This is a genomic window from Halochromatium sp., assembly GCF_054919635.1.
This window is the reverse complement of sequence record NZ_JBUDPI010000059.1, coordinates 1-14,290: the sequence shown is the minus strand read 5'-3', so window position 1 is coordinate 14,290 and position 14,290 is coordinate 1. Positions and strand designations below refer to the sequence as shown.

Genomic DNA, 14,290 nt, shown 5'->3' with positions numbered 1-14,290 from the left:
CGCAAAGAGCCCAATCTCGCTGAGCTGCTCGATCTGGTCGCGCTTGGCACCGTCGCCGATGTGGTCACGCTCGACGCCAACAACCGCATCCTGGTCGAGCAGGGTCTGCGCCGCATCCGCGCTGGCCACTGCCGCCCCGGCCTGCGCGCGCTGCTCGAGATCGCTGGCGTCGACCTGACGCGGGCCAGCGCCCGCGATCTCGCCTTCGCCGCTGCCCCACGCCTAAATGCCGCGGGACGCCTAGAAGACATGAGCGCCGGCATCGCCTGCCTGGTCACCGACAAGCCCCTCAAGGCCATGCGCCTCGCTCAGCGCCTGCAGGCCCTGAATCAAGAGCGCCGCGCACTCACGCAAAGCATGAGCCTCGACGCCGAGCGCCTGCTGGCCGAGATCCTCGCCGAACAGGATGCAGCGCTCGCTGCCAAGACCGGCAACTTCGATGCAACGCATGCTGATGCAGCACAAGCAAGGACAGCCGAGGCCAACGCCGGGCATACCGATGACCTCACCGCCAGGCACATTGACGGACCAGCAGCAGGTCACCCGAAGCCCTCTCGAGCCGCAGGCTCAGCAGGGCTTCAAGCCGGCCTCTGCCTGTTCGCAGAGGACTGGCACGAGGGCGTTATCGGTATCCTCGCCGCGCGGGTGCGCGAGCGCTGCCAGCGCCCGGTGATCGCCTTCGCCGTCGGCGGCGACGGCCTGCTCAAGGGCTCGGCACGCTCAATCGAGGGCCTGCATCTGCGCGACTGTCTGGCCGCCGTCGATCATGCCCATCCGGGGCTCATCACCCGTTTTGGCGGACACGCGATGGCCGCAGGGCTCAGCCTACCGCGCGAGGCGCTCGAGCCCTTCAAGCAGGCTTTCACCGAGGCCGTCAGTGAGGCGCTCGGTCCCGAGCCAGCAACCCCGACGCTGCAGTCGGACGGCGCCCTCAGCCCAGCACTTCTGACCTTGCCCACCGCCGAGACCCTGCGTCTCGCGGCACCTTGGGGTAAGGGCTTCAGCGAGCCGCTGTTCGACGGTCAGTTCGAGATCAGCGCCCCGCGGCTGCTCAAAGACCGTCATCTCAAGCTCCGCGTGCGCCCAGCCCAAGGCCCGCCGCTCGAGGCCATCGGCTTCAACCTCGCTGATCAACACCCGCGTGGCGCCACTCAGGTGCAGCTTGCTTATCGACTTGAGGTCAACGACTACCGCGGCCTACGCAGCCCTCAGCTGGTCATCGAGCAGCTCGTCCCGCTGCCGGGATAAAAGGAACGAGAAATGAACGGGTAGCGGGCTTGGGGTAGCCAATCGAGGCGCAGGAAGCAAAAGACGCGCTTGCTGTCCGATCGCTCAATCGGACTCGCTCTGCTTGCTCGATTTCGAGTCCGAACGGTAGGGGAATTGTACGTGACCGTAGCGGGTCACCAGAACCGCCAGCGCCAAGATCAGCACCGCTGCACTGGTGGCGATCAGCTGCATATCGCTCATCGTCTTCATACCAATGATCAGATGGCGCGCAAGCGCAACAATGGCGATATAGAGCGGCATCCGCACCGGCAAGGCGCCAGATTCGAGATAGATGCCGACCATCGTCAGCACCTCGAGATAGATGAACAGCAGCAGCAGATCCGCAAGCGTCACCTCGCGAGCCTGGACCATCTGCCAGATCTCCTGGCCGCCGGCAACCAGGGTCGCAATGGTGATCAGCATCAGCCCGAGGATCTCGAGCAGGCCCAATGTGCCCATTCCCGCGCGCAGCAATAGCCCTCGAGCACCGGCGCGGGCTGGATCATTCGAATTTTCAGGCTCGGCTGACATGAAGCGAATACTAGCCGAAGCCGTCGGCAGATGGCACCCCCTGGCAGACAACAATGCCCAGGGACTCATCACTCAACCGGCCGCCGATGCCGACTCAGGCTGACATAACGCATACTCAGACCTTGCGCCTCAGGGTTACAACAACACCCATTCCCATCCTTCGCCTGACCAAGGGTTCACTCTGCCATGCCTAGACAGCCCGCTGCCGCCTTCCAAGACCTTGACCCCGAGCTGCTAGGCGACGGCCCCTCGAAAGGGCTGCGCGAGACCACCTTGCTCAGCCGCGATGCGCGCCTCGCCGGACGCCCCAAGCTCTGCAGCGATTGTGGACTCTGCGACAGCTTCCTGAAGCCGGAGATGGCGCGCACCTGCGTCTTCGTGCGCAATCAAACCGAGGCCATCGAACAGCGGCTGTTCGGGCGCAACCGTCAGGACGGCGACGAGCTGCGCTTCGGCGTCTATCGCCAGATGGAGATCGCGCGGATGAAGCCGCCGGTGCCGGGCGCGCAGTGGTCCGGCATCGTCACCACAGTCGGCGCTCGGCTACTCGAGCACGGCGAGGTGGAGGCAGTGATCACCGCAGCGACCATGCCCGGCACCCGCTTCGCGCCGCGCCCGATCCTGGCCCGCACGCCGTATGAGGTGCGCGGTAGTGCCGGCAACAAGCCCGCCCTGTCGCCCAACCTGGCGCTGCTCGACGAGGTACGCGCGAGTGGCGTTAAGCGTCTCGCCTTCATCGGCACCAGCTGCCAGGTCCACATGCTGCGCGCGGCCCAGCCTCAGCTCGAGGCCGAGCTGGGCCTAGAGCAGCTCGATGTGATCGGCATCCCCTGCAGTGACAATGTCGCCTATCCGGATCTGGTCTACTTCTTGGATCAGATCTCCAAGTCGCCGCAGACCATCGTCCACTACGAATTCATGCAGGACTATAGCCTGAAGATGCGCCACGAGAATGGCCAAATCGAGCAGGTCAATTTCATCGATTTCCCGATGGATAAGCTCGACGGTATCTTCCCCTCGGCCTGCCTGTCCTGCTTCGACTATCCCAACAGCCTGGCCGACATCACCATCGGCTACATGGGCGCCCCGCTCGGCTGGCAATGGGTGCTCGCCCGCAGCGAGCGCGGCGAGGCGCTGCTGGAGCTGATACGCCCTGAGCTAGAGATCCAGCCCGCGAGCAGCGCCGGTGATCGCCATCGTGGCATGCCCCGCTATCTGCACATGCTGGCCAAGCCGCCCGGCAAGCCACCGAAGCCGATCCGGATGCTGATCGCCTGGCTGCAGCGCAATCGGGGTCCCCGCGGACTCGAGTTCGCGCGCGCGATCATCGAGATGAAGCTGTTCCGCAATCTGCAGCATGTCCGCGAGCGCTTTGGGCGCTTCGAGCAGCGCATCGTTCCTGAGCACGTCTATCGCACGCTAGCGCCCTACACCGAGGACTATGCCGCGACCTTTGGCAGACCCTTGGCACCAACCGTCACAACCAACACCACAGGGAGTCCCACGCGCGATCCTGCCGCCCGCTCATGAGCCTTGACTCGGACAAAGGCAGGTGTGGGCAGGGGGGCAAGAACCGGAGCAATGACTGGGGCCAGGACTGGGGCGCAGGTGGGCAGCCCGAACCGCGTTGGATGACGGCTGCGCCGTCTACCCCCATGCTCTCCCTCCTCTGCCTCAGCATGATAGCGCTCGTCTGGAGTCCCGGACAGGCCACAGCAGCCGGGCCGGATGTTCGCGCTGAGACGAGAGCCGATGCCGAGCTGCCGTTCGGAGCGACTGCCCAAGCACCACCGTTGGCCGACCAGATCCGGGTCGAAGCGGACACCGCCATCAGCAAGGCGTTCGTCGGCCAGCAGATCCTGCTGCGCGTCCTTGTGATTGGGGATGGCCCGCTACCGCCTGGACGACTGATCCCGCCTAGCATCGACGGAGCCGAGCTGCTGATCTTGAGCGACGATCGCCGCATCGATTACACCACCGGCGACGTCAGCAATGACGGCAAGCTTAATGAAAGCCAGCTCAATGAAAGCCAGCTCAATGACAGCCAGCTCAATGGCAGCACTCAGAATGACGGCAGCGGACGTATTCTCAGCGCGCGCTGGGTCTACGAGCGTCGCTATGCGCTGTTTCCGCGCAGTGCTGGTCAGCTCGAGATCCCGCCCTCGGTCTTCTCAGTGTGGCGCCCGGCTGCAGCGGGACCTGAGGAGCTGCGCTCTGCAGCCCTGACCCTTGAGGTCATGCCGGCGCAACCCCCGCCAGCCGGGACTACCCAAGACAGCGCCTGGCTCCCCGCCAAGCAATTGAGCCTGAGCGAAGCCGGTGCAAACGTCGTGCGGTTGGCGCCAGGTCAGGTTGTCGAGCGCATGCTCACCCTCAAGGCCGTTGGACTCCGGGCCGAAGACTTGCCGCCGATCGCTGCCCCCATACCCTTCCCGCTGGCGGTTCGCGAAGATGCGCCACGACTCTGGAACGAGCGCGAGCCAAGTGGCGTGACTGGTTATCGCACGGAGCGCATCACCATCAGCAGCGCAGAGCCTGGCCTCTACCGACTGCCTGCCATCAGCATCGACTGGTGGAATGTTGAAGCTGGCCACTGGGAGCGCGCTAGCACCCCGGAATGGCAGCTGCGGGTTGCCGACTTTGATTCCAGCTCACGCCGGCCAGCGCCGGACTGGCGTCGCGACTGGGGCGCCGACGCAGCGGCCTCAGATCAGGACGCCTCGCCAACGACCCCCGAGCCCAAACAACCTTGGCTTGTAGCGCATTGGCCCTGGATCATCGTCTCGATCGGCTTGCTGCTGGTGGTCTGGCAACGGCGGCGTCTCTTTCAGATGATCCAACGGAGAGGCGAGTGATCCAACGGCAGGATCAGGCGCAGATTCCTGAAGCCGACGCGAACCAGCAGCCAAGATCTCCTGTCCGAGATCGATACGGCGCTCAGTTGTCTGACTGGCGGACCCCATCACTGACCTACGGCCTCCATAAGGAAGCGCTTTCGCGCTATTCTCGCACTACGCACTACCCGCGCTTGACCCTAATCGCCAAACAAGATCGTCGCCATCAATTAGCTGTCGAAGCACTCCAACCGCCGACGGCTGACGCACCTCAGCGACGGGCTGTCAAGCAGCAGCCGCCGACCACTAGAGCATCCAAGCCACCGCCGGAGGATTTGCGTTGAGCTCGCCGAGGACACTTCTCGACAACGCCGCTCAGAAGCTGCCCAGCCCTAACGGGGTCGCCCTCGCGATCATGGAGCTTTGGGAAGACGAGCAGACCAGTGTCGAGCAGCTATCCCAGCTGGTGAAGTCCGACCCTGCCCTAGCCGGACGCCTACTGAGACTGGCCAACTCCGCCGCCATGGGTACCTTCACCAAGGTGAGCTCGATCTCGGAGGCGATCGTCAAGGTTGGCATGAAGACGGTCGGCCAGCTAGCGGTGGCCTTTTCGCTGATTGACCAATACCTCGACGATCATTGCAAGTCATTCGACTACAACAGATTTTGGTTGCAATGCCTACTCATGGCCCTGATCTGCCGGGGGCTCGGGCAGCAGACCGCCCTAGCGCCACCGGATAACCTCTTTTCCTGCGCCTTGATGATGCGGATCGGCTCGCTGGCCTTCGCAACCATCTATCCAGAGGAATACGCCAGCCTGCTCGACAGCGAGCCCGAAAACCTAACAGCGGCAGAACGTGATCAGTTTGGCTTCGACCACAATGAGCTCTCCCTCGAGATGCTGCTGGACTTCGGGGTTGCCGAAGACCTCGCGACCGCGGCGCGCTTTCATGAACGCCCAGAGTCATCCGGCTTCGCCGAGAAGTCTCCCGAGTACAAGCTCACCCAGTTGTTCCATCTCGGTTATCGCCTCTCAGATTCAGTGCTAAAGGCAGGGGTCGAGATCACCCTGAAGCGCCTGACGACCTGGCCGCAAGTACGCCGCTTTGGGCTGATGACGGCAGCCCAGATCGCCGAGGCGCTTGAAGAGAGCGTGAGCGAATGGGAAGACTGGTCGAACATGCTCCGATTGCCAGCGCCCGAAGGCCGCCTGCGACCTAGCCAACCGAGCGAGGCAGGAGAAACGCCGGAGTCACTGCTCCTGCAGCCAGATCCCTCAGCGGCTGACTCGGCACTCAACGTGGTGCTCATCAGCAGTGCAGGTAAGTCACATGCACTCAACGCGATCTTTTCTGAGCTCAATGTGATCTCGTGGGTGTTTGAGGATCAGAAAGAGATGCTACGGCTGGTGGTTGAGATGAGACCCCACCTGATCATCATGGACGACTACGCTCGCGACGATCTGCACGCGGAGCGCGATAAGCTCTGTCGACTGATTCGCTCGACCGAATGGGGACGCTCCATCTACCTCATGGCGCTGTTCGGAGACGAGGATCGCGAGCACATCACCGAGGCCTTTCGGTCTGGGATCGACATCGCCTTCAGGCAGAGTGAAATGTCGACGCAGGAGCTAGATGCGCGGCTCCAAGCTGTGCGCCGAGTTGCCGACCTGCAGCTCAAGTCGCAGAAGGATCGTGTCGAGATGCGTCGCATCGCCAACCAGCTCGCGCTTAGCCAGCGGCGCGCCGAGCTGCTCTCTCTGACCGATCAGCTCACAGGCTTGCCCAATCGCCGCTCTGCCATTGACGCCATGCAACAGGCCTGGGAACAAGAGAGCCATAGAGAGCGGCCGATGTCTGTGATCATGGTCGACATCGACCGCTTCAAGCAGGTGAACGACACCTATGGCCATGCGGCTGGCGACAAGGTCTTGATCGAGTTCGCAGAAACACTGAAACAGGATATGGGTCAGCAAGAGGCTGTTTATCGCATGGGAGGCGAGGAGTTCCTGTTCCTAAGCAGTGGCGCGAGCTTCAAAGAGTTGATCCTGACGGCTGAGCGCATGCGACGCCGGGTGGCCGCGTTGGAGATCAGCTTTGAAGAGCAGTCGCTTCGCGTGACCATCAGTCTCGGTATCGCACAGCGGTCCGAAGAACACACACGCTTTGATGCACTCCTCGTACATGCCGACCAAGCGCTCTATGCGGCGAAGAGCGGTGGCCGTAATCGAATCAACGTCTATCGAAACAAGCAGATCATCCCTCTGCCACGCCCCGGAGAGCAGACCTAGCGTCAAGCCGCCGCTGGCTCTTGCTCGGACTCGATCAGCTGTTTCAGGTTCTCAACGGTGCGTCGGGCACCCTGCTGCACTGCTCGTCGGATCAGCTTTTCGAAGGGGCGCATCATCAGGTCCAAGCGCCTGAGCTCAAACGTAAAGATGAGCTGGGTACGCTTGTCGGCCTGGGGCGCAAATCGGTAGTCGACGAGGAAGCTCGGCGAGTCACTCTCAAAGGTCAGCCGCTTCGCGGGCTCCATCTCGGTGATGCGAAACACCGACTCGGTTCGCCGACCTTGGTCGACGCGGACCTGGCGCCCGATGCTACCAACCCGCAACGGCCCTTGCGTATTGATCTGCAGTGTTTTGACCTCCGGCGACCAGCGCGGATAATTGCGCGCAAAGTCTTCGGCGATGAAGCGGTAAACAGACTCCGGAGATCGTTCGATCTCGATACTGGCTTGGGCCTTGACCAAGGTTGCACCTCCGCTGACCAGTCTCGGATGTTGGACACTGCGACCGTCCTCGCGCGAAGGGAGTTCCTGCGTGCCGAGCGCCCAATGACAAGCACCCAATGACAAGCACCTAGTAACGAGCGCCTAGAACTGCGCAGATAAGGATGGTTTTCGCAGCAAAGATCGACATTGAAGCACATGAATGACCAGACCATCGAGCCGACGCCACCCTTGACGGTGCCCCAAAGGCCTCAATCCGCCCTCGACAGTCTTTACGACCTGGTGACCGGAGACGAGGACGCCCGTGTCTGCAAGGATATCCCGCGCGAATCCTGTCATCACCAGCCACATAACTTCTTTGCCTACCTGCTCGCGAACCTGATGACGAAGATTGGGGACGAGCTGGCCAGTGCAAAGTTGGTGCTGCCCTGGCTCATCGGATGGCTCGGCGCACCCGCTGTCATCGTCGGATTCCTGGTGCCGATCCGCGAGGCCGGCGTGCTGCTGCCCCAGCTTGCGGTCGCGGCCTATATTCGCCGATTACCCCTGCGCAAGTGGGTCTGGGTCATTGGATCAATCGCATCAGCCTTAGCGCTGGCGCTGATGGCACTGGCAGCGGCCAGTCTAAGCGGCGCCGTTGCCGGCTGGGCGATTGTGGGGCTGTTGGTCATCTTCAGTCTTGCCCGTGGACTCTGCTCGGTATCGGCGAAAGACGTGCTCGGCAAGACGGTCTCCAAGTCGCGCCGCGGTAACCTGATGGGCCTCTCGGCCGGTATCGCCGGCGCACTGACGCTCGCTCTCGGCCTCTACCTCAAACTGCTCGGCAATGGCGCAACAGACGACCTCCTGTTCGTGCTCCTCCTCGGCGGCGCAGCCTTGCTCTTCGCCCTAGCCGCGGCTGTCTTCGTCGTGATCCGCGAGCAGCCGGGTGCCACCGAAGGCGGCGGTAACGCCCTCACCGCAGCGATCGACAGCATCGGCCTGCTGCGCACCGATCGGCTATTTCGTCACTTCGTGCTGGTCCGTACCGCGCTCTTGAGCGTCGCGCTCGCCCCGCCCTTCTATGTCCTCTTGGCCCAGCAGGATACCGGCAGCGATCTCGGCTCGCTCGGTCTGCTGATCATCGCCAGCGGTCTTGCCAACAGCATCAGCGCGCCACTCTGGGGCCGGTTCAGCGATCGCTCGGCACGGTGGGTGATGGTGGCCGCGGCCGCCCTCGCCGGTCTGCTCGGCATCCTGACTTGGGCCTTGGTCCAGTTTCAGGCCCCCGCGCTAACCGGGCTCGGCTTCGCCATCCTGTTTCTACTGCTCGGCATCGCACACGCCGGCGTCAGAATCGGCCGCAAGGTGTACTTGGTCGACATGGCCAGCAGCGACACCCGAGCCTCCATGGTCGCCGTCAGCAACACGGTGATCGGCATCGCGATGCTCGCCGGCGGCCTGGTTGGACTGCTCGGCGATCTCTACGGCACCGCATTGGTGATCCTGGTGCTTGGCATCGGCTCGATGGCGGCTGCGATGTCCGCATGGCGTTTGCGCGAGGTCTCGGAGCCTGACCCGCTGAGTCCGATCTCCGAGGCCACTGACGCAACACCCTAAACACGACGAACAGAGCCTGTGATGAGCACTACCTCCGAACAACGAGCTTGTTATTTTTGCCGAGTTGCAAATGGCGAAACCGACCCTTGGATCTTTGACAACCGCTCCTTTTTTGGCATCTTCGATGCTTACCCGGCAAATCCCGGACACGCCTTGGTGATCCCTAAGCGACATCTCGCGTCGCTTTTTGATCTCAACGATGCAGAACAGGCCGACTATTTCGACGCACTTCGAGGCGTCAAGCATGTGATTGAAACCACCAACATGGTCGATCTCTATCAAGAGATGCGAAACCGGGATTACCTGCGAGAGCGACCAAAAGACCAGATTGAAGCCGTCCTGCAGCTGGATTTCATCGACCGCAAGCCTGACGCCTATACCATCGGCAACAATGATGGGAGAGCAGCAGGACGGAGCATCGACCATCTGCATGTGATCATCCTGCCCCGATATCAGGGTGACGTCTCGGACCCGCGAGGCGGCATTCGCAACGTCATCCCGAGCCGAGCAGATTACCAACGGCGATAGTGCCTGTACCAGCAACGTCTTGGCCCGGGTTGCGCACCGCTGCCTTCGAACCCTGGATGACTGAGCGTGACGATGCGCCGACCAAAGACAGCCCCAGCTTCAGCCTCCCGGCGGAACGGCGCAAAGGCCCCGCGACGTCAAGAGCCGCGAACGAGCTTGCGCGCGAGCGGCAGCCGACCCGGCGAGAGACGACTCGGGGCCTGGATACGGCGTCTCGGGCTCGGGCTGACCGTCTCTGGACTAGCGATAGCGGCGCTGATTGTCGGCAGCTGGTGGCTCACCGGCACGCCCTGGCTGCTTGCCGGCTGGCGTTGGCTCGAGCCCAGGCTCCAGCAGATCGAGCCTGCGCCCCTAAAGTCCGCGCTTGATCGCTCGGCCTTTGCGCGCGCTGAGCGCGCTGATACCGAAGCTGCCTATCAGCAGTATCTGGACCGCTGTGCTCCCCATGGCTGTGCCTATCGCGCTCAGGCCGAGGCGCGCATCACCAGGTTGCGACTGTCTGCTGAGCAAGCCGAGCGCAACGCGCAGCTGCAGCGCAAGGCTGCCGACTTGGAGGCCTATAGCCAAGCACTGCGGGCCGACAACGCGGCCGCCTACCAGAGCTATCTGGACAGCTGTGAGACGCATGCCTGCAGCTATGGTGCTCAAGCGGAACAACGACTCGAGGCTTTGCAAGCCAACCTGGATGCGCCCGAGCGAGAAGCGGCGCTGGCGCGGCGGGTCCTCGAGCAAGCCGCCCGCGCCACCGAGCTTGAGCAGCAGATCGAGCAGCTAACAGCAAGATTGGATCGAATCGCTTTCGCCGACGCGGAGCAGGCCGATACCGAAGCCGCCTATCGGGCCTACCTGAGGGACTGTGCCGAGACCGGCTGTTGGCATCGAGAGCAGGCTGAGGAGCGTCTGGCGCAGCTGACGGAGCGCGCGCGCCGCTTCGCCGCTGAACCTGAGATGGTCACTCTCAACGCGGGCTGCCTCCAGATGAGCAGCCCTAGCGCTAGAGACGGCGCCCGAGCCAATCGCTCGCAACAGGTCTGCGTCGAGGCCTTCAAGATCGCGAAGCACGAGGTCACCTTTGCACAATACGACCGATTTGCACGCGCCACCGGTCGCGCCAGCGCCGACGATGAGGGTTGGGGCCGAGACAACCGGCCGGTGATCAATGTCAGCTGGGAGGATGCGATGGCCTATGCTGCCTGGCTGAGCGAGCAGACCGGGCGGCGCTATCGCTTACCGACCGAGGCCGAATGGGAGTACGCCGCCCGAGCCGGCACCCAGACGGCGCGCTACTGGGGTGATGCCCCAGATGCGGCCTGCTCCTATGCCAATGTGCATGATCAGACCTCGATGCGGGAGAATGGCTTGGCCTCGCCACCTCATGACTGTGACGACGGTTATGCCAAGACCGCCCCGGTCGGACAGTTTCAACCGAATGCCTGGGGGCTGTACGACATGCTCGGCAACGTCTGGGAATGGACCTGCTCGGCCTATAGCGGAGGCTACGACGGCACCGAGCAACGCTGCGCCCAGCCCACCCATGCCGGATTCCGTTCTATCCGAGGCGGCGCCTGGCATAGCGGACCGCAGTCGGTTAGCTCGACCGCACGCAACGGACTCTTGCCGAACAAGCAGTACGGCGGACTTGGCTTTCGCTTAGCAGCCGACTAGTGTCATCGCAGTCGCTTAGCGGGTTTAGCTTGACGGGGCTCGGTCCATCTCGAGAGCGAGCCCCGAAAGCGCCTTAACCGGCTCAGAAGACCGCGTGGGTGCGATGCACGTATTTGGTCAGCTCGACATGCTGCGCATTCATCCGTCGCAGGATATCTTGATTGACCTGGATGATATTGCACATCACCCGATAGACCAGCCAGGGGTCTCTCTCGATCAACCCCTCGAAGGCCTCCCGCTCGAGACTGCAAACCTGGGTGCGCCCGAGCGAGCGCAGCGTTGCCGTGTGCGGCTGACCGCTGATGAAGCCCATCTCGCCGGCCAGGTCACCGGTGCGAAGCACATGGATGGTGGTGAACTCGCCCTTGCCGAGGTCACGCGTCACCGCGATCGCACCCTCGGCAATGATGTGCAGGCTATCCTCAATGCGGCCCTCGGCAATCAGCACCTGCTGGTCGGCGAGACGCCGGCAATAGGCGATACCAGCCAACTCCTGCACCTGATCATCAGTGAGCCCTGTCGTCAGCGGCGAATGGCGCAGGTACGTGAAATCACTCTCTTCGGTCATCGATCCTGTCCTCGGTTCAGTCAAAACCAGCAAGCGTCATGGGATGATCAAGGGAGGCTAGCGCGAGTCAGCCAGCCGGCTAGCGGCGCGCCAAGAAGTAGCGCAGCAGGGCCTCGGTCGAGGCGTCGTGCGTCTCGGTGACCTCGCCGACCTCAAGCTCGCCGATGATCACATTGGCAAGCTTCTTACCCAGCTCGACGCCCCACTGATCAAATGAATTGATACCCCAAATGATGCCTTGGGTGAAGATCTTGTGCTCATAGAGCGCGATCAGCGCGCCCAGACTGTGCGGCGTGACCTGCTCCATCAGGATCGTCGAGGTCGGTCGATTGCCATCGAATTGCCGGTGTGGCGCCAGCCGATCGGCCTCAGCCTCCGAGAGTCCAGAGGCCAGCATCTCGTCCTTGGCCTCTTGCAAGGTGCGCCCACGCATCAGGGCCTCGGTCTGTGCCAGGCAATTGGCGATCAGCAGCTCATGATGTCTGCCGAGCGGGTTGTGGCTCTTGATCGGCGCGATGAAATCGCTCGGGATCAGCTCGGTGCCCTGATGGATGAGCTGATAGAACGCATGCTGGCCATCGGTGCCGGGCTGGCCCCAGACCACCGGGCCGGTGCTGTAGTCGACGCGCAGCCCATCGCGGGTCACATGCTTACCGTCGCTCTCCATGTCACCCTGCTGGAAATAGGCCGAGAAGTACTGCAGGTACTGGTCATAGGGCAGGATGGCATGGGTCTTGGCACCAGCGAAGTCGATATACCAGACCCCGAGCAGGCCCAGGATGACCGGCAGATTCTCCTCCAGCGGCGCCGAGCGGAAGTGCACATCCATCTCGTGGGCGCCGGCGAGCAGCTCGGCGAAATGATCAAAGCCAATGGCGATGGCGATGGGCAAGCCGATGGCCGACCAAAGCGAGTAGCGGCCGCCGACCCAATCCCAGAACTCGAACATCTGATCGGTATCGATGCCGAACTCGGCGACCTTCTCGGCATTGGTGGAGACGGCGACGAAGTGATTGCGCACCGCCTTGTCGTCACCCAAGGCCTCGACCAGCCAGCGCCGAGCACTCTGCGCATTGGTCATGGTCTCCAGGGTAGTGAAGGTCTTGGAGGCGACGATGAACAGCGTCGTCTCTGGGTTCAGGCCGCGCAGGGTCTCGGCCAGGTGCGTGCCATCGACGTTGGAGACGAAATGCGGCCGCAACGGCTCGGATTGATAGGGCTTCAGCGCCTCGCAAACCATCTTCGGCCCCAGATTCGAGCCCCCAATGCCGATGTTGACCACATCGGTGATGGGCTTGCCGGTATGTCCTTTCCACTCGCCCGAGCGCACCCGGTCGCTGAAGTCCTGCATCCGCTTCAGCACCCCGTCCACCGCCGGCATCACGTCCTCACCGTCGACCAGCGTGCGCACATCGGCACGATTGCGCAAGGCGGTGTGCAGCACCGCACGGTCCTCGCTGACATTGATGTGCTCGCCGGCGAACATCCGCTCGCGCCAATGCTCCAGCCCAACCGCACGGGCCAGCGCGAAGAGCAGCCGCAGCGTCTCCTCAGTCGCGATATGCTTGGAGAAGTCCAAATGCAGACCGGCCGCGTCGGCGGTCATCCGCGCGGCGCGCGCTGGATCATCGGCGAACAGGTCGCGCATGTGCACCGAGCGCATCTGCTGCCAGTGCTGTTGCAGGGCCTGCCATGCTGGGGTCGAGCTCACGAGTGCCATCTTGGGGACTCCCTCGGCTGAGTGGATAGGCGATCGACGGGGATTGTACGCTGGCAGCGATGCGGTTGCCGACAGCCTTGACCCGTTAGCTACACCCATGAGCCAAACCCGCTACCCAAGTCCATTACTCGGCAGCCGTCTTTCCGCCGGACCTCGCCCAATCAGTCGGCAACCCGTTGCCACGCTCGCCGATAGGCAAGCTGACCAGCTGGCACGACGAGCCGTACGACAACGGCGGATGCTAGGCACCGCCAATCATCAGCCACAGGATATCGAACCAGCGTGACTTGCAAGACCCAGCCCGCAAGCCTCCACCAGCGGCTCAAGGCCAGCACCGCAGCTTGGCACAGCCGACTCGATCGCACACCGGCTTTGCGCCAGCTGATTCAACCCGAGCTGGCGCTGGAGCAGTATGTCGCGGCACTGCGCGGCCTGGTGCGCGCCCACGGCGAGGTCGAGCGCTGGCTGAGCCAGTTGACCGCCGCTGAGCCTGACGCCAAGCCGAAGCAGCTGCCCGCCTATCGGCCGCGCGTCCCAGCCCTAGCGGCAGACCTGGCCCGACTGGAGCCCCATCTCGCCCCGTCAAGCAGCGACCTGTCTGGCACCGCTCCGAGTGGCCACTCGAGCCTGATGTCGGTCACCTTGCCCGCGGTGCTCGGTCAGACTGGACAGCAGTCGTTACCCTCGGCCTCGGAGGTCCATCCCGACTGCTCGCCGGAGCAGGCTCGGGAGCCAATTCGGGAGCAGGCCCAGGCGCATTACCTCGGCATCCGCTATGTGCTTGAAGGGGCGACTCAAGGTGGCAAGATGATCTCGGCCCAGGTTGCGACGCAGCTCCCGCAGCTG

Annotated in this window: 12 protein-coding genes; 8 read left to right on the top strand and 4 right to left on the bottom strand. The window is 63.1% G+C overall.

Going from position 1 to position 14,290, the window contains the following annotated elements; all coding sequences use genetic code 11:
• Positions 1–1,248 (top strand): DHHA1 domain-containing protein (locus ACY693_RS05745; RefSeq protein ID WP_462320871.1); only part of this gene is annotated, 1,248 nt, incomplete at its 5' end.
• Positions 1,249–1,332: 84 nt separating this feature from the next.
• Here the strand turns inward: ACY693_RS05745 and ACY693_RS05740 are convergent.
• Positions 1,333–1,728 (bottom strand): phosphate-starvation-inducible protein PsiE, encoded by a 396-nt coding sequence (locus ACY693_RS05740; RefSeq protein WP_462320873.1) that lies wholly within the window; start codon positions 1,726–1,728, stop codon positions 1,333–1,335.
• A gap of 258 nt (positions 1,729–1,986) precedes the next feature.
• Here ACY693_RS05740 and ACY693_RS05735 point away from each other — a divergent pair, with 258 nt between their 5' ends.
• From ACY693_RS05735 to ACY693_RS05725, 3 genes are all read left to right on the top strand, one after another.
• Complete coding sequence (locus ACY693_RS05735) at positions 1,987–3,330, top strand: Coenzyme F420 hydrogenase/dehydrogenase, beta subunit C-terminal domain (RefSeq protein ID WP_462320870.1); 1,344 nt, start codon at positions 1,987–1,989, stop codon at positions 3,328–3,330.
• A gap of 149 nt (positions 3,331–3,479) precedes the next feature.
• Positions 3,480–4,655, top strand: a complete 1,176-nt coding sequence (locus ACY693_RS05730) for a hypothetical protein (RefSeq protein WP_462320869.1) — start codon at positions 3,480–3,482, stop codon at positions 4,653–4,655.
• 319 nt (positions 4,656–4,974) lie between these two features.
• Positions 4,975–6,924 (top strand): sensor domain-containing diguanylate cyclase, encoded by a 1,950-nt coding sequence (locus tag ACY693_RS05725; protein ID WP_462320868.1) that lies wholly within the window; start codon positions 4,975–4,977, stop codon positions 6,922–6,924.
• A gap of 2 nt (positions 6,925–6,926) precedes the next feature.
• Here ACY693_RS05725 and ACY693_RS05720 read toward each other — a convergent pair whose 3' ends face one another.
• Positions 6,927–7,385, bottom strand: a complete 459-nt coding sequence (locus ACY693_RS05720; RefSeq protein WP_462320867.1) for an SRPBCC family protein — start codon at positions 7,383–7,385, stop codon at positions 6,927–6,929.
• Positions 7,386–7,562: 177 nt separating this feature from the next.
• Here ACY693_RS05720 and ACY693_RS05715 point away from each other — a divergent pair, with 177 nt between their 5' ends.
• The 3 genes from ACY693_RS05715 (at position 7,563) to ACY693_RS05705 (ending at position 11,156) form a co-directional block, all read left to right on the top strand.
• Entirely contained in the window at positions 7,563–8,963 is a 1,401-nt protein-coding gene (locus ACY693_RS05715; protein ID WP_462320866.1) for an MFS transporter, read from the top strand.
• 21 nt (positions 8,964–8,984) lie between these two features.
• Positions 8,985–9,491 carry an HIT family protein gene (locus tag ACY693_RS05710; protein ID WP_462320872.1) on the top strand — a complete coding sequence of 169 codons (507 nt, stop codon included), beginning with the start codon at positions 8,985–8,987 and terminating at the stop codon, positions 9,489–9,491.
• A 156-nt stretch (positions 9,492–9,647) separates the two neighbouring features.
• Positions 9,648–11,156 carry an SUMF1/EgtB/PvdO family nonheme iron enzyme gene (locus ACY693_RS05705; RefSeq protein ID WP_462320865.1) on the top strand — a complete coding sequence of 503 codons (1,509 nt, stop codon included), beginning with the start codon at positions 9,648–9,650 and terminating at the stop codon, positions 11,154–11,156.
• Positions 11,157–11,238: 82 nt separating this feature from the next.
• Here ACY693_RS05705 and ACY693_RS05700 read toward each other — a convergent pair whose 3' ends face one another.
• Positions 11,239–11,724, bottom strand: coding sequence for a cyclic nucleotide-binding domain-containing protein (locus ACY693_RS05700; RefSeq protein ID WP_462320864.1), 486 nt, complete (start codon positions 11,722–11,724; stop codon positions 11,239–11,241).
• 79 nt (positions 11,725–11,803) lie between these two features.
• The gene (pgi, locus tag ACY693_RS05695; protein WP_462320863.1) at positions 11,804–13,444 is read right to left on the bottom strand and encodes a glucose-6-phosphate isomerase; all 1,641 of its coding nucleotides are present in this window, start codon (positions 13,442–13,444) and stop codon (positions 11,804–11,806) included.
• Positions 13,445–13,726: 282 nt separating this feature from the next.
• Between pgi and ACY693_RS05690 the strand changes: the two genes are divergently transcribed.
• Positions 13,727–14,290: heme oxygenase-like domain-containing protein (locus ACY693_RS05690; protein ID WP_462320862.1), on the top strand; the 564-nt coding region annotated here is incomplete at its 3' end.

Bases quoted from the DNA above. Each gene is read 5' to 3' on its own strand.
- ACY693_RS05740 (WP_462320873.1), bottom strand. From the start codon at position 1,728: ATGGGCACATTGGGCCTGCTCGAGATCCTCGGGCTGATGCTGATCACC.
- ACY693_RS05735 (WP_462320870.1), top strand. From the start codon at position 1,987: ATGCCTAGACAGCCCGCTGCCGCCTTCCAAGACCTTGACCCCGAGCTG.
- ACY693_RS05730 (WP_462320869.1), top strand. From the start codon at position 3,480: ATGATAGCGCTCGTCTGGAGTCCCGGACAGGCCACAGCAGCCGGGCCG.
- ACY693_RS05715 (WP_462320866.1), top strand. From the start codon at position 7,563: ATGAATGACCAGACCATCGAGCCGACGCCACCCTTGACGGTGCCCCAA.
- ACY693_RS05710 (WP_462320872.1), top strand. From the start codon at position 8,985: ATGAGCACTACCTCCGAACAACGAGCTTGTTATTTTTGCCGAGTTGCA.
- ACY693_RS05700 (WP_462320864.1), bottom strand. From the start codon at position 11,724: ATGACCGAAGAGAGTGATTTCACGTACCTGCGCCATTCGCCGCTGACG.
- pgi (WP_462320863.1), bottom strand. From the start codon at position 13,444: ATGGCACTCGTGAGCTCGACCCCAGCATGGCAGGCCCTGCAACAGCAC.